Annotated in this window: 24 protein-coding genes; 1 reads left to right on the plus strand and 23 read right to left on the minus strand. The window is 45.8% G+C overall.

What is annotated here, in order from left to right; genetic code table 11:
- Nucleotides 1–2 precede the first annotated feature (2 nt).
- The 4 genes from NQ505_RS20685 to NQ505_RS20700 are packed head-to-tail and all read right to left on the minus strand — an operon-like array spanning nt 3 to nt 3644.
- Nucleotides 3–1331, minus strand: a complete 1329-nt coding sequence (locus tag NQ505_RS20685) for an ArdC family protein (protein WP_008998500.1) — start codon at nt 1329–1331, stop codon at nt 3–5.
- On the minus strand, nt 1315–1545 hold the full coding sequence (locus tag NQ505_RS20690; protein ID WP_008998501.1) for a hypothetical protein: 231 nt from the start codon (nt 1543–1545) through the stop codon (nt 1315–1317). The genes NQ505_RS20685 and NQ505_RS20690 overlap by 17 nt, the downstream gene beginning before the upstream one ends.
- 29 nt (nt 1546–1574) lie before the next feature.
- A complete protein-coding gene (locus NQ505_RS20695; protein WP_008998502.1) occupies nt 1575–2846 on the minus strand; it encodes a DNA mismatch repair protein MutS in 1272 nt (423 codons plus the stop codon).
- A gap of 12 nt (nt 2847–2858) precedes the next feature.
- Nucleotides 2859–3644, minus strand: coding sequence for a DUF4099 domain-containing protein (locus tag NQ505_RS20700; protein ID WP_198286886.1), 786 nt, complete (start codon nt 3642–3644; stop codon nt 2859–2861).
- 82 nt (nt 3645–3726) lie between these two features.
- On the opposite strand from NQ505_RS20700, the gene NQ505_RS20705 reads away from it, so the two are divergent.
- A complete protein-coding gene (locus NQ505_RS20705; RefSeq protein WP_032853385.1) occupies nt 3727–4335 on the plus strand; it encodes a glucosaminidase domain-containing protein in 609 nt (202 codons plus the stop codon).
- Here the strand turns inward: NQ505_RS20705 and NQ505_RS20710 are convergent, their stop codons facing one another.
- The 19 genes from NQ505_RS20710 to NQ505_RS20800 form a co-directional block, all read right to left on the minus strand.
- On the minus strand, nt 4336–5016 hold the full coding sequence (locus NQ505_RS20710) for a TraX family protein (protein ID WP_008998505.1): 681 nt from the start codon (nt 5014–5016) through the stop codon (nt 4336–4338).
- Nucleotides 5017–5018: 2 nt separating this feature from the next.
- On the minus strand, nt 5019–7328 hold the full coding sequence (locus NQ505_RS20715; RefSeq protein WP_008998506.1) for a type IV secretory system conjugative DNA transfer family protein: 2310 nt from the start codon (nt 7326–7328) through the stop codon (nt 5019–5021).
- A gap of 29 nt (nt 7329–7357) precedes the next feature.
- Entirely contained in the window at nt 7358–7831 is a 474-nt protein-coding gene (locus tag NQ505_RS20720; RefSeq protein ID WP_008998507.1) for a hypothetical protein, read from the minus strand.
- Nucleotides 7832–7834: 3 nt separating this feature from the next.
- A complete protein-coding gene (traN, locus tag NQ505_RS20725; protein ID WP_008998508.1) occupies nt 7835–8707 on the minus strand; it encodes a conjugative transposon protein TraN in 873 nt (290 codons plus the stop codon).
- Between the two features lie 36 nt (nt 8708–8743).
- Nucleotides 8744–9931 carry a conjugative transposon protein TraM gene (traM, locus tag NQ505_RS20730; protein WP_008998509.1) on the minus strand — a complete coding sequence of 396 codons (1188 nt, stop codon included), beginning with the start codon at nt 9929–9931 and terminating at the stop codon, nt 8744–8746.
- Nucleotides 9928–10419 carry a hypothetical protein gene (locus tag NQ505_RS20735; protein ID WP_008998510.1) on the minus strand — a complete coding sequence of 164 codons (492 nt, stop codon included), beginning with the start codon at nt 10417–10419 and terminating at the stop codon, nt 9928–9930. The genes traM and NQ505_RS20735 overlap by 4 nt, the downstream gene beginning before the upstream one ends.
- 22 nt (nt 10420–10441) lie before the next feature.
- Nucleotides 10442–11038 carry a conjugative transposon protein TraK gene (gene traK / locus NQ505_RS20740; RefSeq protein WP_008998511.1) on the minus strand — a complete coding sequence of 199 codons (597 nt, stop codon included), beginning with the start codon at nt 11036–11038 and terminating at the stop codon, nt 10442–10444.
- An 18-nt stretch (nt 11039–11056) separates the two neighbouring features.
- Nucleotides 11057–12184: a membrane protein gene (locus NQ505_RS20745; protein ID WP_008998512.1), complete on the minus strand. Its 1128-nt coding sequence runs from the start codon at nt 12182–12184 to the stop codon at nt 11057–11059.
- Nucleotides 12185–12209: 25 nt separating this feature from the next.
- Nucleotides 12210–12896: a DUF5045 domain-containing protein gene (locus NQ505_RS20750; RefSeq protein ID WP_008998513.1), complete on the minus strand. Its 687-nt coding sequence runs from the start codon at nt 12894–12896 to the stop codon at nt 12210–12212.
- A complete protein-coding gene (locus tag NQ505_RS20755; protein ID WP_032853386.1) occupies nt 12886–13554 on the minus strand; it encodes a hypothetical protein in 669 nt (222 codons plus the stop codon). Before NQ505_RS20755 ends, NQ505_RS20750 begins: the two co-directional genes overlap by 11 nt.
- A 42-nt stretch (nt 13555–13596) precedes the next feature.
- The gene (locus NQ505_RS20760) at nt 13597–14337 is read right to left on the minus strand and encodes a hypothetical protein (protein WP_008998515.1); all 741 of its coding nucleotides are present in this window, start codon (nt 14335–14337) and stop codon (nt 13597–13599) included.
- Nucleotides 14331–17165: a TraG family conjugative transposon ATPase gene (locus NQ505_RS20765; protein ID WP_008998516.1), complete on the minus strand. Its 2835-nt coding sequence runs from the start codon at nt 17163–17165 to the stop codon at nt 14331–14333. The genes NQ505_RS20760 and NQ505_RS20765 overlap by 7 nt, the downstream gene beginning before the upstream one ends.
- An 11-nt stretch (nt 17166–17176) precedes the next feature.
- Complete coding sequence (locus NQ505_RS20770) at nt 17177–17467, minus strand: DUF4133 domain-containing protein (RefSeq protein ID WP_008998517.1); 291 nt, start codon at nt 17465–17467, stop codon at nt 17177–17179.
- Nucleotides 17468–17487: 20 nt separating this feature from the next.
- Nucleotides 17488–17844, minus strand: a complete 357-nt coding sequence (locus NQ505_RS20775) for a DUF4134 domain-containing protein (RefSeq protein WP_008998518.1) — start codon at nt 17842–17844, stop codon at nt 17488–17490.
- Nucleotides 17845–17929: 85 nt separating this feature from the next.
- Entirely contained in the window at nt 17930–18379 is a 450-nt protein-coding gene (locus tag NQ505_RS20780) for a hypothetical protein (protein WP_008998519.1), read from the minus strand.
- Nucleotides 18380–18387: 8 nt separating this feature from the next.
- Nucleotides 18388–18975, minus strand: coding sequence for a MarR family transcriptional regulator (locus NQ505_RS20785; protein WP_198286883.1), 588 nt, complete (start codon nt 18973–18975; stop codon nt 18388–18390).
- A 1-nt stretch (nt 18976) separates the two neighbouring features.
- Nucleotides 18977–19381 carry a hypothetical protein gene (locus NQ505_RS20790; protein WP_008998521.1) on the minus strand — a complete coding sequence of 135 codons (405 nt, stop codon included), beginning with the start codon at nt 19379–19381 and terminating at the stop codon, nt 18977–18979.
- Between the two features lie 20 nt (nt 19382–19401).
- Nucleotides 19402–20274: a ParA family protein gene (locus NQ505_RS20795; RefSeq protein WP_008998522.1), complete on the minus strand. Its 873-nt coding sequence runs from the start codon at nt 20272–20274 to the stop codon at nt 19402–19404.
- A gap of 207 nt (nt 20275–20481) precedes the next feature.
- Nucleotides 20482–22047 carry a relaxase/mobilization nuclease domain-containing protein gene (locus tag NQ505_RS20800; protein WP_008998523.1) on the minus strand — a complete coding sequence of 522 codons (1566 nt, stop codon included), beginning with the start codon at nt 22045–22047 and terminating at the stop codon, nt 20482–20484.
- Nucleotides 22048–22075 lie beyond the last annotated feature (28 nt).

Below are 22075 nucleotides of genomic sequence, written 5' to 3' on the forward strand. Positions count from 1 at the left end.
TATTAGATTCTTAATCCTGCGCTGGCCTTCTGCGTCTGACGCATCGTGGCCAGTTCCGGTCCGTAAGTCTTTTGGGCAGTCATCACCAAGAAAGCGTTCTTGTCCTTCATATCTGTGAGCTGGAAGTAAGTTCGAGCCGTTTCCTTCGATACCTTTTTCAAACCTAACTCCACGCCATCATAAGATGCACGAATGCCATAGTCTCCATTTCGAGTCTTGACAATCGCTGCATTCTTGAAAGGTAGTTCTACACCATCCAAAGGTGCCAGCGGATCGTTCTTGGCCAAGTACGGTTGCTTGTTCAGCTGTAGGCGTTGCTTATCTACATGGTCTAGGATTAGTTCCGAAGCCTTGTTGACATCCGCCATCACCGACACAATGAACTTAGGTTCCTTCTTCAGTACCCCAATCCAAGAATCCAGATAGGCTGCTGAGTTATCGGTTATCTTGGAGTCAAAGCCCATGGAGTGACTAATCATTGCAGCAGTCAACTCAGCTACCAACTCCTCTTTGGCATACAATGGATCACCGAATTTACCGCCAATCTCACGATTCAGTCGTTCCGGAGTCATGGTGGAGTGCGTCATCTCGTGCAGCATGGTGGAATAGTACTCCATACCGCCCCGATAGGTTTCATCGGGACTATTGCCAATATTAAATTGAGCCTTCATCGGAAGTACTACAATATCTTTACTGGGCGAATAGTAAGCACCATTCTCACGCTTATCAGCCTGAATGGGACAAAGCCAACCTTGCGTTTGAATCATGCGGTCAAGAGCAGCATGTTCGTACATGCCTTGCGTATCGCGAAGCTCAGGCATTTTGAACTTATCCAATAGCTTCTGCATCCGCTCGGGTTGCACTTCGGCCAGATTAGTCTGCGCCACATTATAGACCGGAAAAGCTTTGATGAACGGAATCGCTTCCAGTCCTTGCTTCTCGTCCTTACTCATGGCACGGTATTCCTCTGCACTGATACGTTGTCCATGTTGGTCTCTGACCAGCATATCCCAATAGACCACCGGAAACGCCTTCTCGCCTTTCAGCACATGCGCCTTGAGATTCTGCGCCTGCTTGAAGGTGAGATAGACCGGAAGTTGATAACCCATGGCAGCTGTCTGGAGTTGGAGGAAGAAAGAGTTGGAGCCGGAGTAGTTACGTCCCCCGACATTTTGAGGAAGACCGGCATAACCGGATGCTCCTCCTATCCAACCCTGCTTCCAATCCGCACTCTTCATCTGCTCCATACGGGCAATCATCATCTCGGCAAAGCGATCGATGGCCACCTGCCCTGCATTGCCGGTGGAGGAAGTATTAGTGCCATATGCCATACGCTTCGTCATTCATGACCTGACTGTCCATTTCAGCGATGTCGGTCTGTCCTACATAAAATTCTGCGGACTCATCGGTAGGGTCAGTACCATGCTTCTGGCACCAATCCAAATAATCCTGTGAGTTTTCTCCGTCCATAACGAAACGGAGATAGCCTATCTTACCGTCTTGCAGGAGTTCTACCAACTCCTCGTGATTCATTTTTGCTGACATAATCTTTGTTCTTTAAGTGGATAATGATATTACATCTTCATGGAGGCTGATTTCTCCATTTTGGCAGTGGGAGCTGCGAGTAGTCCGGTGATTTCTGTATGCAGGTACTTGGCTGCAATTTGCTCACGGGTAGCCGTTTTTGACTTGAAGAGCGAATAGCCATCGTCAAAGGATATCTCCTTCTTAGAGGTCTGACCTTTATCGCCCAAGTCCATAGATACTTTCCATTTGTTGTCGTTATGGTCTTTGGCTACTCGAATGCCGTTTGCATCGGCACCCTCAGGAAGTTGGTACTTCTCATAGGCAGACTTCAAGTGAAGTCGTTCGCCAAAATTTTTCTCTACCAGTTGTGTGGGGGCAATCGTTCGATCAAAGTAGGCATTCAAATCCTGACGAGAAGCTACAGCAGACATCTTGGTATCTCCTACCTCGACATAGAATTTGTATTTGCCAAAATCTGGACGTTGCTCATCTTTCTCCTTATAGACATTGAACTTGTCGATATTGATGGCACCATCGGGACCGGCTATCTGCTTCGGGAACTTGAAGGCTTCTTCAGATACTTTCGGTTGGAGCTTACTGGGATAGTAACGCTCCATCAGCTGGGGCACCGTCATCTCTTTCTTCTGATAAGCGGCCAGGTCGGCAGCATCCATCTTTTGTGGTTTCAGTTGTTGACCATCAATCTTAGCAGTGAAATACCATTCATTGGGATTGGTAGTGTTTTGGTAAGCATGACCATGCGTCACTTTCTCCCCATTGGCTGTTATCATCTGCGGTTCACGGGGTTTACGCTCCTGCTTGGCTTCAAATTGTTGCTCACTCTTGACATCTGCCTTAGTTTCCACTGTAGCTTCAGCCTTCGATTTCTTGGCAGGCTTTTCCTCTGCAGCACTTTTGACCGCCTGAGTAGGTTCTTCCTGCGTACCTTGTTCTTTCTTTTTCTTCGCCATAGTTTCGTTGTTTGAAAGGGTGGATTCTTTTTTGATTTGTTTAGGAGCTTCGAGCGCATCACAGATAGCCACTCGCATACCCGCTCGGATAAGTTTGGGTAAGTAGGCATCCAAAGCATGGTAAGGGAAAGAGGCGACTTTTATCGGCTCTTTCTCCATAGGGAAGATTCGATCAGCAATGGCAATAGCCAACACCGTTGCTGCCTTGACCGCATCTTGTTTGAAAGTCTCATAGAAGTCGCCATGACGGAAGAGGAGAACCGCATCCGGATGCTTCTTCTTCAAATTGTCGAACTGCTGGAGAATACCCACATCTTTGTCTTTCTCTGGAGGTGATTGTTTGGGCATAGCTGTAAAGGGTTAAAGTTTGAGAGATTGAGATTTCGATTCTTTCTGAGTGGATGACAGTCTCAAGGCTCGTTCTTGGGATTGCTTATCGACTACCTGCTGGTATTCCCATCGGTTCTTGTCCGTCATCACCAGGCCCAAGTATTCTGGGTGGAGGTCATCGTAGCGCAGTTTCTGCTGTCTGTCCCATTCCTTCATATCGCCCTGAATCACTTTGAATCCTTGCGGCTCTTTGAGGTCTATACCTACAGCCACCTTCTCGCCACCTACATTCAGTTCTACGGGCTTACCCTCACGAACCTGCTGCTTCTGTTGCATTCCCAACTCAATGTCGTTGACCTTCTCCATGTCCTTGAGTTGTTGCTCCAGTTTGATGTCCGTCACACGGCGATGGATAACCGACTTCGTTTCAGGGTCGAGTTGAAGGTATTGTTGTGTCTTCTCCCCATTCACATCCACCGCCTTCTGAATCACTTCCCCTTTCGTTAAACGCTCCGCTTCTTGCTCAGTGAGACGAAGCGCCTGATTGCGTTCCACTTCGAGGGCTGCACGGACGGGATAAGCCATCAGTGCCGGCGCGCCATTTTGGTCTGTAGTCAGCTGGAGTTTGAGGGGGATGGTGATTACGTCACCATTTTGGGCACTTATCGACACCTGCATAAGTGGTGTGACTTCACCAGCGACTAGCTTTTCCTTTACCTCAATGGGTAAACTATCAGCCTTTTCGCGGTCAATGCCCAATACTGCCAATTTCTCATAAGGCAGCATTTCTGATTGATTTCTGTTGTGCATTTCCATATCCATTTATTTAGGAGTTAATTTTGCGGTCGTAACCGCTTGTCCGTCACAAAAGTATGGGCGGAAGCCTACTCCTACAGAAATGCGCAACACTATTTTGATAGCATCACTCTTGATGCTCAACGCCCAGATGGTATCGGCTCAGTTCTATACCATCACCAAGGAAGCTGCCATCGAGGCGGTTTCCTCAAAGAATGTGGCTGTACATAAGGGAGAGAAAGATTCTTTAGCTCTTGAAATGGGCAAGAAGGTTGCTAACGATACACCAGCAGATACTTTGGTCAAAGTCCAAAAATGTGACCAAAGGGTGTCCCTCAATCAAGTAAAAGCGAAGGTTTCAAAGAAGGGGCAATTGAGAGGACTTTCTGAATTGACCATCCCTAATCTTTATGCGGAAATCAAGCGGCATGACATCCAACATCCAAAAATAGTCTTAGCACAAGCTATCTTGGAAACTGGATGGTTTACTTCACCTCTATGTCGGAATCGGCACAATCTATTTGGTCTGACTAATCCTCGAACGGGAGATTACTATGAGTTTAATCACTGGACGGAAAGCGTCCGTGCTTACTATACCAAGGTACAATACCGCTATAAAGGTGGCAACTACTTGGTATGGCTCAGAGATATAGGATATGCGCAAGATCCAAACTACATTCGGTCGGTGATTAAGGTGTTGAAGATGCTATAGTCAGCGTATAAGCCAGATAAGCAAGAAATGTACGGGATAAATGCCATAAAATCCATACTTGGCGACTCTCCCTTGTATAAATCCTCTGCTCTCATCATACATAAAAAGAACCAAGCAGGCAAGCATTGCTCCTACCATACCATAGTGCATCATCAAGGGGAAGGAAAATACTAGCTGAAGCACCCGACTAAAGGGTGAATGAGAAGCACCTTTACTCTTCAAAATAAAGAAGATAGCCATCATTAGCATACCTCTCCAATCATAATCTACCCCTAAGTAATAAGCAAGGTAAGCCATCACAAGCACTACCGAAATACTCAATGTTCGGTTACTCTTGATTAGCTTATCCAAGAATATCAGAGTAGTTACACCCAAAGCTAACGTGAACAATACATTATGTGTCCCATCGTTCCCATTGAGTAGTAACCAAGGAACTTCGCTTACTACGGCAAAACCCAGTAACGTGTGAAGATAATGCATTCGGTTCCTCGTATGCAGAAATCCTTCCACGGCCAAAAAGGCAAAAACAGGAAAGGCGATACGACCCAAACACCGCATCACCTCATACTGCCTCGTGTCTGACGTCATTAAGAAGTAGGCGCAATGGTCTATCACCATAGAGATTACGGCGATGGTCTTCAATGTGCTACCATTTAATGTTGGTAGTTTGAAAGTACTCATAATCAGCCAATACCCAATAATTCCTTGACAATATTTTCTACTTCTTGATTTACCCGCTTGAAATTGCGATTGAGCAAGACCTCCTTCTCTCGATCGTTCTTGAACTCATAGATTTTGGGAAGAGAAACATAGTGATTCTCTTCGTCCTTAATCTGCTTCATGTCGAAATGAGTTTTACAGAAGTACTTCGTCGTCTTGAACTCTTCAGACTGCTCAATGTCAAAGCGGTCGAGCATACTGTCATCGGTAGCGGTGAAGTCACGGGCAGTTTGACCGGCCAACCAGCCGGTGGCCATGTCGGCAATTTTGGCGGCTGGCACCAAGTAGTCCATCTTCTCTGAGATGGTGGTCGATACCTTTTGGTCGTTGATGGAGATAGAACGGGAAGTCTGCTTGGCTTTACCAAACACATCATTCTGCGCCCATTCCAGCGTTTCCTTGTTACGGGCTGCACCCATGAAGATGTTGCCACAGGTCGTGATAATCTTTTGCATGCCCACCTTGCCATAATCGGCCTCCAGCTGAGGAAGTTCCTGAAAGCCCAAGGTCACGGCCACCTTATTGGAACGTGCCGTACCAATCAAGCGGTCTATCTTATGGAAGTAGAGCGTAGGCAATTCATCTACGATGATGCTCACTGGAATGTTCCCTTTCGAGTTGACTCGTGTAATCAGACGGTTAAGCACCAACGCATTGAGTGAACCAATTACTTGCTCCTTCTCGGGGTCATTGGCAATGACCAAGTAGCTGGGATTGTTGCGGTCTGAAATTTTCAAATCGAAATCATCCCCGGTAAACACCCAATAAGCCTCTGGAGATACCAATCGGGCTGCATTCACACGAAGTGTACCCACCATACCTTCCAACTGATCGTTTGCTTTGTTCTCGTAAGCACTCTTGAATGGAGCCATCAGTGATGATATTTTGTCGTCTTGCATCAGGATATTGAACACCTGATCATAAGGTCTGCCCAAGAAAGAAAGTACATGAGGCATATCTGAATATTCACCCGTAATGGTATCGGGTTCTACCTCTTGACCATTCTCATCCTCATACCAGCATCGATCAATCTTGACTTCTTGGCCGTTACGGTCTTTGTAACGATAGCCATTCAAATCCACAAACATACGGTCTTCATCGGTAGAGACATCATTTCCATGCTCATCCACAAAGTCCAGAATCACGTAACCGTCCTTGTCGATGGCATTGAAGTCATCCCAATTACGAATCACAATTTCCAGTTTTTGTCCATTTACTGAAACAAACCGTTTCAGTTTCTTGCCGTTCCGGAAACCCACAGGATGGAAATTGACAAAGAAGTAGATGATGGCTGCCAAGAAATTCTCTGCTGAGTTGGTGAAGAATGCCTCTGAACCTCCTTTCTTCTCCCCACCTCCCTTATTAAGGGAAGCCAATAGTGTAGCTGCTGTTTCTGAAGCTGCTGCCAAATCCGGAATGTACTTCCGCTGAATCGGGTTGATACGATTGGAGTACTCTATATCGGTAAAATTGACAATGCGAAAGCCACAGTTGACAGGCAAGCGTCCAGCCTTGCGGTTCTTACAATACTGATAGAAAAGCGTCTTGGCAAGCGTTGGAAACTTAAAGTCATAGACCATAAGGGTAAACCCTTTGGCTGCATGTTGCCGAATGAACGGGTCGATGATGCCGAAGGACTTACCAGAGCCAGGCGTACCTAAGACGATCGTCGCTCTGAAGGGATTGATGATGTTGATCCACCCTTTGTGCATCTTCTGCTTCCAGTAGTAAATCATGGGGATATTCACGGAATAGTCGTTATTGACCAATACCTCAGACTGCTGAAACGACTCATTTTCGAAGTTGAAGCGGTCTTCGCCTACCTTGTAGTTGTAATACTTGGCGATGCCATCGAGGCCTTGATGCACCAGCATGGTACCCACTACGGAACAGACTGCATAGAGAATGCGATTGGCAGGGAAGCCCATCCAGCTAATGCCCATGCTCATGTTATGGAAGACAAAGCAAAGTCCCACTAAGGTCAGTCCGGCCAGTACAGGATAGACGACCATGGTCTTGAGATTGAATTTTAACGCCTTCTTAGCTTTAGTACCAATGCAGACTACACAGATACAAATCAGTTCGGTAATCTTGCAACCTGATACCGAATTGAAGACCTTGAACCGTCCCAGAAGGTCGATGATGAATTGCGTGATGCGATTATCCGCTGTCACTGGCAGATTCATCACAATCTCAATGATGAGAAAGATATAGATGCAGCTGCGGAAGTAGTTGTACATCTGCTGCTGTTCGCGAGTTTCTTCGAATGCCATAAGCAAAGTGGTTTATGTGAGTAAAGAGGTCAGAACGGTATCTTGAAACCTATCAACAAGCCATTGCGAAAGGTATCTCCATGCAGGAAGTTCACGTTATTCTTTTGGATCAAGGTGAACTCACATCCGTTTTGGAAAACATAGCTATATTCAAAGCCACCTTCCAATCCCATGAAGAACTTGCGCTGGACAGCACCGAACTGAGGGCCGAAACGGAAGCGAAGCATTCCATTCTTGTAACGAACCAGTCGATGCTTATAGACCAGTCCACCATCCCAATAGTAATCCTCCCAAAAGCGATGACAAGTAGGCGATTGCCAATGTGTACCCGCTTCGCCATACAGTTCAACTGCATTCCCATAGCTTAATGGGTATTCATAACCCACCATGGCATTTAACGTACTGGGGAACAGAAAGCCCGCATTCACAGTGAGTTTCTTATCTTGTGCAAATGTGCCCATAGCTGTAAAGGCACAAAGCATGAGTAGGATGATCTTCTTCATGGCTTAATCGGATATATAGTAATACGGATAGTAAGGAGTGAGCTTCATGAGGTTGGCATCAAAGCCATCAGCATTGAGGATGTCCTCGTATTCGATGGTCAGGATGATAACACGACCACTGATTTGGTTCTCGGAAATTTCCAAGCGCAATACTTTCTCTTCAGGAAAGGTGAGCTTGGGTAGCACCAGCACATTGCGATAGTTCTTCTTGAACTTCTTGACATGATTGAGCGAAAAGACCGGAGTCAGCTCGATGGTTTGTGAGTTAGTGGCCTTGGTCTCTTTCTTATCGGCCAACTTCACTCGTAATTCCTCGATGTCATAAGCAATCTTGGTTTTGTTCTGTAAAGAATAGTCAATAAAAAAGTAATCTCCGATGGAGTAGATATTGTTGACCACCGCCTTCATACCATGAGCTTTTGATACGACCTGATTGTACTTGCGTTCACTACCATAAATAGCCCAGGCATAGCGAGCCATTTCTGCCATGGGCATGGTTACTTCCGGATTGATGTAGGACTGCGTTTCACTATAGGCAACCCGATAGATGGAAGCTGCCATTTGCTGAGAGTGCGTATAGACGATGTCGTATTGAGCGATGCGTCGTTCACCAATCAAAGTTAGCGTCGCCAATAATTCGTTCTCCGCATAGGTACAGGTATGGGTTGAATCATTATCCTGAAAGGGCTTGATACGCACAATGTTATCAGCACATTGATTACCTATTACTTTAGGTGTAGAGATGTCCACCATCTTGATGTTTTCAGGCATCACGATATGGGTCGTCACTTCGCGGTTTACATAGATTTTCTCGTTGGCAACAGCAGATAGTGTGCAGAGAAAAGCGAATACGACTAAAAGAATCTTCGTGTTCATATATTCTAAATTTTAGGAGTTACAAATGGGATTGAGTTATCGGGCTTCTTCTGAGTTAATCAGATACACGATGGTGTTATACTTGATTTTGGCCTTGTTCTTCCTGATGTTGGAGGAGATAGCCGAGGAAGCGGAGTTGTACATATTTTGCAATGCTTGCAAGGCAATAGTTTCTCCGGATATTCCAGTCTCACCATTCTCAGAATCAAAGCTGATATTCTGTTGAACAGTGCTGGAACCGGCATCCTTGACAAAGTCACGGAAGGCAGACTCTGGCACATAGAAACCCTCCATACCATCGTTGTCGAAGACTGATAGCTTGACATTGATGAACTTATCGCCAATCAGAATGCTGGTAATGGTGGCACGTACCCGTTGCTGGCCAAATCCTGTTACCGTACCATAGAGATAGGTGCCTTTCTTAAGTTTAGTACCACTCACCGTTACATCATCGAGGAGTTTGAAGCGAAGACGGGTACCTTCTCTGGCTTTGGTCGTTTGGTCAATCATCGCCCTAATCAGTTTCGCTTCTACTGCTTCTTCATCACCCGAAACGGTATGGAACTTCTCTGCATTGGTATCTTTGGACTTCATCACCAGTTTAGGCCGATTACGTTCCTTCTCTTCCTGACGTACCTTGGCAATGGAATCCGCTCGCAACTTCTTTTCCCTCTCGTCGGCATCAGCTTGACCAAAGCCTAAGCCACTTTCAATGGCCTTCTGACGTTCATAGCTACGGCGCTGGATGTCTTCGAGGTCACGGGCGAAGTCATCGGTAGAATTAGATGAAGGATTGGAATTCTGATCACCTCCATAAGCATAAGAATTGATATGCTTCTTGGATTCAGCCAAAGAACGCTCCAGTTCTTCAAGTTCCTTTTGTTGACGAAGTCTTTCCGCTTCGGCTGCATCCAGACGATTCAGTTCCTCTTCGCTGTAGCCATGCTCCAGTTCTTCTTCCTCTTTCTTATCCTCACCAATACCACCCACGGCAGTAAAGGCATCTTCGTCACCAAAGCGTCGAGACATTTCATACATTTTGTCACCGGCTTCCTCGGCATTGGCCTTGGGAAGCTCCATATTGATGCGGTCGGTTGCTACGGCTTGTTGCTCGTCGCTACTCCCGCCAAAGGTCTGCATCACAAAGTATATCAAGGCGCATAGAGGGACGAAGATGACCAGCGGAAAGATATACTTGGGCTGTTTAAAGTTGATTTTCATCATGGGGTATCGTTGTTTTTGAGTGAATTGACTATGTTCTCCAATTGCCTATAGCTTTGGATAATACGGATAGAATCCATATGCGACTTATGCGGAATGGCTATCATGGAATCCAATTTTTGCCGTAACACTTGACCCTCTAAAGCCATATTCTGCAAGGTGTGTCGATGCACATCCTTATTGGCTTGAATGGTTCGAAAGCCTTCAAACATAGGTTCCATATTGGCAATCATACTGATATTAGGCCCATTTTCTTTGTCGGCATGTAGCTGATCCAAAGCTACGGTACTCAACAACAGGAGTGATAAAGAACTTACCACAGTGGCGAAAGTTCGTTTGGGATGCTTTCTTGCCCAGCAATTGGCCAAACGGATTCGGGCGGCCAATCGGTATCTTGTACCCAGTCGTCCCAACTTTGGTTGTAACCAACTTCGAATCTGTTCATGCGTCTTGAGCCGGTGCTCACGCAATGTCTTTCTGAATGATTTCATAAGCGTATATCCGTAATCCGTTTTAGTAATCCAAATCCTTGTTTTCCAGCGTTCTCCAGTTGGTAATCATCAACCCATGTGGATTGTTTCTCGTTCTCGGCACTGTTTCGATAAAGCCTGTAGTTACCATGGAACGTTTCAAATCCGTGGTACGACGCTTGATAAGCTGTGTACCATAATAAGTAAACCTCCGCTCCTGTTCATCAAACTGGATTGAATCGCAAATGATGGTACAGACTGCTGAGGAGGAAATTATATCTGAGTAGAAACCATTCTCATCCATAGCTTGCTTTTGCTTCAAAGCCGTACCATCGGCCATATACATCGCTTTGCCTAACGTCCACTTGATGTAATCGTTATCCGGTGGCAGGTTGAAGAAGTATTGATGAAAGAGTTGGATGTGAGCCTTGGCTTCCATCGTGAAGTTGGCCTCCAACTGGGCGCGTTGGGCTAAGAAAGGGATTTCACCATCCAAGATGTAAATCTGTTTCCTTTCTTGGGTGACCAACGAGATACAACACCATACGGTAAATCCACAGATGACCACACAACCACCGATGGTGGCCAAGACTGTCATCATGGCGAGTTTGGTTTTCTGAGCTAATGATTCTATAAGCATATCTTATCAGTTTTGAGATTATTTGAACGCTGATTTGACCATGGAACCCGTACTACCGACTACAGAACCAGCCGCACTGCCTGCCATCGCACCTGCAGTAGTAGCTATGCCCATTACGGTGGCACCTGCTGCTGAACCTGTACCGGAACTTACACCACCGGGAATCAACCAAGAGGCAACTTCGGGCACAAAACGGATGATGTAGGCACCCACTAACATACCCATGGCATACATGCAGTTGGATCCGATGCCTTGCAAACCCAAAGCCCCGATTTGTGACCACGAATTTACGGAACCATGCAGGAGGTGATTGTAGGCAACCATATCCTGTTGCAGGTTGTAGAGCAGAATGAAGTCGATGTAGTAGAGGCACATGTATGTCACAAAGCCCCATAACGAGAGGGAAAGGTATTTGGACATCCACTGGCTCCATGCGGAGTTCCATGGTGGTGCCAAGGAAAGGGCAAACATGATGGGACAAAAGATGACCATAATGGCCATGAAGATGCGTTGTGCCACCAGAATGCCATAGTAGGACATCTGAAAAATGAGTTCACCCACAAAGCGCACCACATCGTTGATCCATTCGCTCATCTTGGTTTCGGCTGCTACAGCTGCCCGTTGGGCGTAGTTATTGATAGTGTTACCCAGATTCTCTACGTTGTAAATGAGTTTGTCCCACCAAGCGGCATCCTGGCCAATGGCGGCTACTTGTTGAGCGGTGGAGATAGAATCTTGCACGGCTCTTAAACGGTCCAGATACTCACTCTGCTTCTGGGCTACCTTTAGCTCGAAAGCTGCTACTTCTCGGTTCTTGGCCTTGGCCATGGCATGAGTAGCGGATTCCAGTCCCTTGCCCGGGACCTGCAGGGCAGAACATATCCAAGAGGAAGAGGAAATGCAGATAGAAATGCCAATGATACGCAAGAGTTTCATCACATCCATCCCCCGACGGCCCAACATCATCATCCAACACTCATAGGAGCCTACACAAAGTGCTAGACACAGTCCCAACGCCCGAGCCATGCTGACAGCATCGCCTAGTACCGCAACATTCGGAAAGGTCTCCATGGCGACCAACAGTTTCTCCAGACTCTCGTCAATGGCAGGTAGGCCAATGGTCAGTATTACAGTTAATATGTTCATGCGTATATCTTTAATGATTAGTGATTCAATAATGGGTACTGGCTACGGCACAGAGGTGAGCCGTTCGGTCCACCAACTTACTCATCTTCTCTTTGGCTTCTTCGTAAGCCTGTTGGCGTTTGGCATTCTCAAGGCCATAGCCGATACCTGTCTTATGGATATAAGCGATGTCGGCACAGAGCACTTCGTTCTGACGACTCAGCTCATCCACTTGGTATTGGAGTTTGCCTTTACTTTTAGTCAAGCAGTAGAGTAGGCCCTCGGTGATGCAGTCCTGCATTCGATTGAACTCGCCTTTGTAGGTCGCATACATAAGGTCAACCGAACGATCAGCTTCACGTAGCAGTTCCTCTTTATAGAGTTCTTCGATGTAGGCTCGCTCCTCTTCTGCCTTTTTCATTTTCTGTCGTTGGGTTTCCTCCGCAGTTACACGTACCGGCATGATGCGTTTGACATTGGACTTGTGTTCCTTGAAACGTACCCGCCAGCCAGACTTGAATCCGGCCCATTTCCAATAGGTCTCAGCTCCAGAGTATTTCTTGTGGAAGAAATAGTAGAACCAGTCCGGGGCAAAGTCCCAAGGGCCATTTTCCATCGACTTCCATTGTTTCTCTTTCTCTTCATCATGCACCATAGCTTGTGCGCTTCCCTTGAGTGGAAAGCTTATGCTTATAATGGTCAGTAGAGCAATAATGATTGTCTTAACTTGCATATCCTTTGTTCCATTGATTGATTACACGATTGGCTATTTCATCAGTCACGTCTGAATTGAGTATCTCCCAGATATAGTCCGGCTTCCATCCGCAGTCGGTTATCAGGTAGCAATAGAGATTGGCATTGTCTATGATATACCTTGCACGGTCGATAGAGGCTTTGAGGGTCATCACAAGGTCTAGCTTCTCATCCATGGAGGCTTTCATCAGGTTAATACCGGAAGCAGCTACCGAAGCATAGAGTTTATAGCAATGCTTCACCTCTCGGGCGATAGCTAAATTGGCTTCGGTGTAGTACCAGGCAACAAATGGTTTCTGAGAAACATGTTTGAAGGTACTACCCGTGAAGTTCTTATAGTCCCTGATAAGCTGATAAAGCGAATTGGCCGTAGAGGAAACTGCACCTGCCAAGACCAAGTAGGAATTAGCATTACTGAGTTTGGTGTCCAAAGTGGTGCGCACCTCATTGAACTTATTCGCCCCTTTGGTAATCATCGATTGCTCTCCAAAGCTGGTGGTCACTCGTTGCAAAGCTTTATCTTCATCTTTCTTGATGGCCTTATGAAGATTGATAAGCGCTTCAATGGTAGGCAAATCATTGGGAATAGGTATGCCGCCTGCTGATAACTTGAGAGGTACGATGAAGACCATGACCATATAAAATGCGATTCTTCGTATCATTGTTTCCTATTTTTGAGGTTAGTAATTCGATGCCACCAGACCATTCCAGTCTTGAATCAAGCCGTTTACAGCACTTTTCATCGTCATGATATTGGCCCATCCTTCTGGATCAATGGCAAAAAAGAGGTCGTTGAGCGTGGCGTATTGTGCCATCATTATCATGCTGTCCACCTTGTAGCGTATCTCCATCAAATCGGTATAGATGCGGTTGGCCAAAGTGAGCCGTTCGTATCGATCCAGCAAGTTATAGCCATCATTCTTTTTCTCGGCTGTACCTTGACCTTTGAGAGGATTGGAGACTTTGGCATTGTTCACAATATTGACAAAGTTGCCGACCAACTGCTGCGTTTCCATCACCAGTCCACTTAGCTCCGTCAAACAATAGAGCTTATTGGTGAACTTCGCTTTGCTCACGGTCTTGACCAATTCAGGAACATTCTGCAGAATATCAAATGCACAGGATCCAATTTCTTTGTAGTAGATACTCTCGGTACCGAAGCCCTTAATATTCTCCATCGACATCTTGTAGAGTTCTTTGATGGTGGCCATGCTCACCGTATAAAGTTCTACTTTGCGCTGCTTCTCGGCTATCGAGTCCAAACGAGCATTGTGTTGGTCTTCGATGAGCTTTTGAGAAGCCATATTCGCTGACACGGCTGCCAAACTACGGCGGTCGATGACGATGCGCCATGCGGCATGTAGGTGTGTTGAAGTGACTGCCAATAGCGTCACCAGCAACAAGAAACGAAGCTTTACCATAACGACATTACTTTTTGTTGTTGATTGACTTTACGTGCAAACTCGAGATAGAAGTGATTGCCGTCTTTCTTGCGGTCTATCTCAATATGAGTGATGGCCTCCTGCATGGTGCCATAGTGTCGAAGATAAATCTTCAACGCTTCCTTCTCACTACGCTCTGTAGTATAGGCCCAGTAACATTCAGGGGCTTCTTCTACACCATAGACATCGGAGTTCTGACCTCTACATATCCAGACTTCTTTGAAGTAGCTGCGGTTCTCACGGTTGTTCAAGGCATTGATGGTGAAGATTTGCTGGCGCTGGATAGGTGTCAAGCCCAAGATGGCGGCAATATCCTCGTATCGGTCTTTGAACTTGGTTTGGTCAAGTAGGATCTTTACGTCTGAGTTATTGATGATAGCCTCCTTGACGATAGGTGAATCAATCACATCGTTGAGTTCCTGCGTTACTACACCGGCTATTCCATGGAATTTGCGAACTGTCTTGTATAGATATTTGATATACTCTGCCATGGTAGGTGAAGCAATCGCTTTCCAGGCTTCCTCAATAATGAGTGCTTTTCTACCTTTCTTGATACGCATCTTCTGAAGGAAAACGTCCATGATGATGAGCACCACAATGGGAAAGAGCACGGGATCATCCTTAATCTTGTCTATCTCAAACACGATGAATTGCTCATCGAAGAGGTTGACATCCAAATCGGAGTTCAACGTCACTTCCAACTCACCACCTCGATAGAATTGTTTGAGGATAGCCGCAAAATCACGGATATTGAATTGGATCTTCTCCAAGGTGGTTATTTGCGGAATACGCTCCAGAGCAAACTCATAATAAGAGTTGAAAGAAAGTTCTGATACTTTCAATCGCCTCTTCTGTTCCTCTATGTGATTGATTTGCTTATCTATCTTGATGAGCAAGGTGTCGTTGTACAACTCCTTTTTATGCGATTCGATGATGCGAAGGGCGCGTTCCTTTTCCGAAGCAGTAGCAGCTTCATCGTGAAGCAAAGCTGTGAGCGAACGACATTGGCGGATTAGTTTCAGGCGACGTACTTCTGAGGGAAGCAACAAGCTCTTTTCCTCGGCCTTTTCGCTTTTAGGTTCTTCATTGATTTGCTTATCAATGTCCTCCATCTGATGGGCAAAGGTCTCGTAATCATCTTCCATCTTGGCAGCAACCAATAGTTTCTGACGTAATCCTTCACGCTCCTTGTCTGAGAATGCTTCAAACGGGTGGAAGTAGGTTTCATAATACTCCACGATAGTCTGATTGATGAGCATATCCTCAATTTTCGAAGGAAAATCGTTGCCTTTATAGATAAGGAAGATGAGTGACTTCAAGAAATTCTTCTTCTCTCCAAAGTTCAGGTTGTATTCCTCTCTAGTTACTTTGAACGGATTCATCGAGATGGGTTTCTCCTTCGAATATGAAATGTAAGTGCCTTTGTAATAGCCACAAATACCCTCATACGAGTCACCCGTATCTACCATCACCACGTCCGTTTTTTGCTCCAAAAGTTGACGAACGACCGTATTCATGTGGAAGCTTTTCCCACTTCCCGAAGGCCCGATACAGAAAAAATTAGCGTTGTCAGTCATCTTTACTTTGCCTTCCTTGCCGGTGATGTCGATGCAGACGGGAAGTCCCTGACGGTCTGTATAGTAGGTCGTCAAAGGAGTATTCTCAGATGCTTTCAAATGCTCCTTGAAGAAAAAACACAAGGCGGCATCTGACAGGGTTAGGAAGAGGTCGTAATCGGGATTGAACGCATAGGCATTTCCGGGGAAGCTATCCGTAAAGAGTTCCAACTGGTTGTAAGCCGTACGTGAAGGCAAGATGCCACACTCATACAGTTTGGTTTCCAAATAGGAAGTCACGGGCGTTACCTGCTCGGGTAGGCAACTCACCAAGATATTGAAGTTGGTATAGACCAGCTGGGTACTATCAATCGCCAATCGGTTCAAGACTTCTTCGATGTCAGCCTTGGCAATCTTGTTGCTCGGATCCGGCATCGAGCCATGACGCTTGGCCTTGGTTTGCAACTTACGAAGAAGTTTGCGCTGATTCGGAATCTGCACCACTTGATTGAATACCACGCAATCGGCATGAGGTACACTTGCCAAGAAGGATAGTACATCGGTAGCAATGCCATAACCATTGATGCTCATCTGCGTATAGGGCTTTACCATCGTGGGCAGGTTAATCTCATCTATGTCCACCAGAGGATAAGAGCGAACCACACGGTCACCAATCTTCAAATACTCATCAGAGGCTTTGAAATTGGTCATGGAGAATGGCCCATGCCGGAACTGGAAAGCCATGAAACGGTGACAATATTCATTCACCTCTTTCTTAGTCAATTTCCGATGCTTAATACGTTTTTCTGTCAAAATATCATCCACCTTTGAGACCTTGGAATGGAAGTCCAACCAGGTTTTCGGGTCATACTGTACAAACTGGCTACGCACGGCTTCCTGCGTAATAATCAGGTAGGTGCGTATCTCGGTAAATTCTCTTCCCTCAAAGTACTTGAAGTAACTTCGGGTCAAGAACTCCGCATCTTTAGGTACCTCATGGTGGTAGGCTTGCTTACAGAAAACATCCTGCTTTTGCAAGGCATAGCCCTCGCCAAGTGTCTGTACTACATTGGAGAGCACATCCTGAAACAGTTGGTATTGCTCCGCATCTGTACAGAGTTGCTGTACGGGATTGGTTATCTCGAAGATGACAGACGGCTCACCTTTGGCTGAGAACAGCACAACATTGCCGTTGGTCTCTTCCAACTGCGCATAAAGCCCATCAAAGATTCGTTTCTTGTGGCGTGCCATAGATAGGAGAATTATGTTTGACGATGAATACTCTTGTAAATAAATATTCCTTTTGCTCTCTTCTTGTTATGAAGCCCGCCTCGTTGCTTGACATAGATAGTAATGAGGCCTGCTATCGCCATCACCAGCATGGCAATAAACCCAGCGAGTTTTCCCTGTGCAATGGAGAAGACGATAAAGCCGACGAAGGAGACACCGATGGCTGCCGCCGCCAAAGTGAGGAAGCGCCCTCGGATGCCCATGAACTCTAACGGTTTCTGCAATCCTTTGAAAACGGGATAGCCCTCTGGATTCATTGCCATAGCTGTAATATATGATGGTTTTACTTAAAGAAAAGCGGTAGAGCCTCTGAGAGTGCGATGAAAGCAATACAGCCACCAATGGTCAACATGATGGTCTTTTTCACATCCTGATCACCATTCTGCATCTTGAAATAGACGTTGAAAGCACCGACCAACACAATCACGGCGGCAATGGCCTTCATCAGGTTGGAGACCGGAGTTTGATAGGAACTGACTTCTTGCGTAGCCTTGGTAAAGCCGGCTGCACCTTTGCTGGCCGCCATCAGATTACCGACTGATAGCATCAGAGCTACCAAAAGCGTCATGCAGAATTGGGCCAATCGCGTACTCAAAAGACGATTCCAAGCTCGTTGGAATCCAGTTTTAATCTGTTGCATTGTTTTGAAATGATTTGAAAGGTTTCATCGCCAAAGGAACAGAGGTCGCTAAAGAAACGGTATAGAGTCTAATAAGCATTCCTGCTTATCGTGCGTGCTCACAGCTGAAGATGACAGCACCCAAATCGCAGGTGCCAGTTTCGGCCAGTTGGTTGACTTCATGAATGATTTTCTCGACTACGATACCATCAGTCATAATGGCTTCTCGGTAAATGATTCTGTCTTCAGTGGGTGTCTCAGGCTCAGGCTGTTGTTTTGGTGCTTGCTCAAGCTCAGCATCTCCATCATCTTCTCCGCTATCACCTCCAGCATCACCAACTTCATTTCCCTTTGGTTCCTTAGGAGGTTCATCACGGCTTACCTGAACAGGTTGGAAGCTCTGTGCTTCGTCTGTAATGTCTATATCTTCTTCGGAATGGAGATCATGCTCTGCGGCACGTGCTGCTTTCGCCTTACGAATATCCATGACGATGAGTGCTGCATAATAGCACATCATCACAATGAAGAGTAGAAATACGATTTGACTATACTGCATAGCTGTAGTTATATAGAGGTGGGTAATAGCGATGATTCACACTGAAAGGGTAAGAAACGTAGGCCTAACTTCATACCACGAGTTTCCAAATGATTCTTTCGTTCGACATCGCGGGTATAGAAGAGGACGTTGTGTTCTTCACTCACAATATAGCCCTTGGATTTCAATCGTGAGCGAAGGCGTACCTTAGCCCGATTGGAAACCACTTTGAGTTGTGTAATGGGTTCCAAGCCAAAGATAACCCGTCTCCGTTCCCGACGTATCATGTCCAAACGAATGCGAGAAGCTACTTGGTAGCTTTCTGCTTTGGTACGTGTCAGACCTAACTTGGCGGCAATGCGGCTAACGCTCATCTTGGTAATGCCTAATTGCTTGGCCATTTCAGAAAACGAACATTGATGAAAGTGGTTCTGTACATGCTCAGCACGTATCATCCACTTGGATTTAGCAATCTTGCTCAGGCCCAGTTTGCGAGCTTGATTCTTGACAGCAGTTTCACTCATTTGCAGACAGGCTGCGGTGTAGGATGTGGTCTCTACGGGATAGAGTTCCGAAAGAGCATTCAGCATCTTATCGGTCCATTTGGTCTTTCTCATGTCATTCGTCTTTGAGGTTCGTAAACAGGGATTTCTTCTCTCGTCGATATTGAGCTAACTGTTGAAGGTAGTTTTCGAAGAAGGATCGTACAATGGCATTTACTAAATCGCTGCGACATCGGTTGTGAATGTTGCAATCATCCAAGGAGTCAGCCAAGTCCCTGTCCAGTTTGCAAACCAAGCGGTCGCTCTTATCTTTCTGTTCGTCAGAAGACTCTAAGAAACCCATAAAAACGTTCCAACATTTGTCTGTAACTTCAGCTTCAGCTTCTCCTTCTTTAAGAGTTGGTTCGGTCTTCATTTGTTGGGCAGGCTCTTCAACATCTTCTTTGGGTTTGCCTAAGAAGAAATCGGAATCGTTGATACCTTTGGTAAGGTCGTCTATTTGAGGAATATCATTAGTCATCGCTGTTATTCGTTTGAGGGTTATGAATTTTGTGAATTATCGTGGGTAAGTTCATTGCCTGTTTCTTCTGAAGTCTCTTTGCTAACATCTTCCGTGTCGTCATCAGATTCTTCAGTTTCTATCGGTGACTCCTTTTTCTTCTTCTCTGGTTTAGTAATCACGTTTTCAGTAAGCTGTATGCCCGTAAGAGCTGTCTCTCGAATCGGATTGAGTGTATTGAACATACTGAGATAGATTTTATCAAACACCGGAGTCACAATGGTGGCTTGCATATCCAAAGCGGCCATGGTGCTGAATCTTTCCATATCAGCCCGCTTGGGTATCTTGGGAGTGACATAGCCATAATTGGAGAAGGTATCTCGGGTATTGTCCCAGATAACCAACTCTGAGCGTTTACCAACTCTGCCATCGTTCAAGTTGGGAATAATGAAGAGTTGGGCTTTCATCCGGTCGCCAACGGCTTTGCGTAGTCTATCCACAAACATGAGGAAACTAGCGGTGGATGGGACAGTCACAAGGTCATAATGAAACGGCACTACAATGATATCCGTGTTGACGAACATGGGAACCAGTCCTTCGGCTTTCAGACTACCTGGAGAATCCATTAGTACCACGTCGATTTCAGGATCATTGTGCAGTTTCTCCATCAAAGAGGTCATCATTTCCTTATCATTGGCTTCATAAGCCCATACTTCATAGGGCATCTGCTGTTCACCATATTTATTGATGTCTGCCGTACGGCATTTCATAATGGAGTGTTGGAAATCGCAATCAATCACCACTACACGCACGCCCTTCGTCACCAAGTAGTTGGCGAAGGTCACGCAGAGGGTTGTTTTACCGACACCTCCTTTCTGGTTGGCGAATGTTACGATAATTGGAGTCTGTATCATAGTTCCTCATTACATTTTGATTCACTGGCAAATATAGATGGGGAGCAACATGAGAAACGAAATACACAACACTTTTGTGTTTTGGGTTAAATCAACCTAAGATATAAGGGTGGTATTGACCAAGGATTGAAGGTTGATAAAAGCTGAAAAGGTTACAATAGAAAGTCCGTGACAACCTCTATTGCAACCTTTTCTATACTTGATGCTTTATCTCTTCAAGCTACGTTCATCATCAACGGTATCGTAATTTCCCTTTTGACCAACTTCCCATTCACGTTTTTCACTTTGACTACCACCACCGCCATCTTTGAACTTGGGTAAGTGGGGTAGCTTTGAACCAGCTTGATTCTTCGTCTGAGGAACAGGCTGGTTCTGTGTTTGTGGCTTCCACTTCAGGCGTTCCAGATTGAAGCCTTCTGTGGTTAAGTTGATGATGACATGCTCATGGAAGTTGATGGCATAGACAGCATCTTCCTCCTGACGAATGATAAAACCTTCGGCTCGAAGCTGGCTTCTGACTGAGGCGGTGGCTGTTTCATCCTCGAAGATTTCACGTAAGCGATTGACGCTTGGTTCGTAGTTCTTTGGCCATTCTGACGAGAGGGAAACAAGGTCAGGACGATTAACCTTGAAGATGCAGCAAAGCAAATCTCGTTCGGCTTCGGTAGTGGGTTTGAACTTCTCAACCCATTCAATACGGTTGTTATGGTCGATAGCTTCGGCCATAAAATCCTTGAGTGGCCGCGATTGGCCATCAAAGTAGACGACACCTTTCTTTATATAGGCACGCTGCTTTCTTAGTTTCTGATAAATCTCGCCTTGGGTAATCTTGGGATTGAGGGTAAGCAACTGGTCGATGTAGTTCTCGATACGATCAAAGCGTTGTTCGGGAGTGGCGAAATCAAGCAGTTCCTCCATGGAAAGGACTTTAGCTCCATGGATAACCGTCTTATTGGCATGATCCACAATCATATAACCAAAGGGAGCGTCTTTCTTACCGAAGAAGATGATGTCGATACCGAACTTACTCTTCAGTTCCTTCTGTAACCCTTCCTTGTTTGCACTTACATCCCGATACTTTTTGAGGATGCTACGTAGTTGGCGGCAACGTGCTCTCTCTCGACAACCGCTTTTGTACAAAGCTTCCAGCTCTGACAGAGGCATCATCTGTTGCACTTTGCCACCACGTTTAATGAATACCGTTCCTTCTTTCTGATAGGCCTCATAGCCCATAGACTGCATGATAGCCTTGTATTGGGCGAAAGAAGAGAAGGTGTATTCTTTGGCTACATCTATATCATTCTTCGTTGATTTCTTCCGGTCATTGCCCAAGATGCGGTCGATAATCTCTTGAGACCGTCTGCGTTCATGGTCGTGGGCTATCTTCTTGCCATCGGGAGCGACGCGTGAGGTGACGATGTGCAAGTGCGTATTGTCGGTATCATAGTGAGAGTAAACCAGCAGCGGTTGGCCATCTTCGCCATAGCCCATCTCGGACAAGTAGCGATGGGCAAAGTCCAGCACTTCTGTTTCTGACATCTCACGACCTTTGCAGGAAAAAGCCACATGAAACTGGGCTTTCCGGATTCTATCGTTTCGGGATGTATAATCCTGAAGATATTGAACCAATTCATCAGGGGTTGGTTTACCGAAGGTTCCAAGTGCTCCGAAATTCTGAATCTCGAGCAATCGGGCGACACCTTTCGCGACCTTTCGTTCATTGTAACCCACAGCATGGAAGTTCGAGCTACCTGGTAATATTGTCGCAATCATCTGAGTGTTCTTGGTAATTGAGTATTTG

The sequence above is a fragment of the Bacteroides sp. D2 genome (genome assembly GCF_025147085.1).
Lineage (GTDB): Bacteria > Bacteroidota > Bacteroidia > Bacteroidales > Bacteroidaceae > Bacteroides.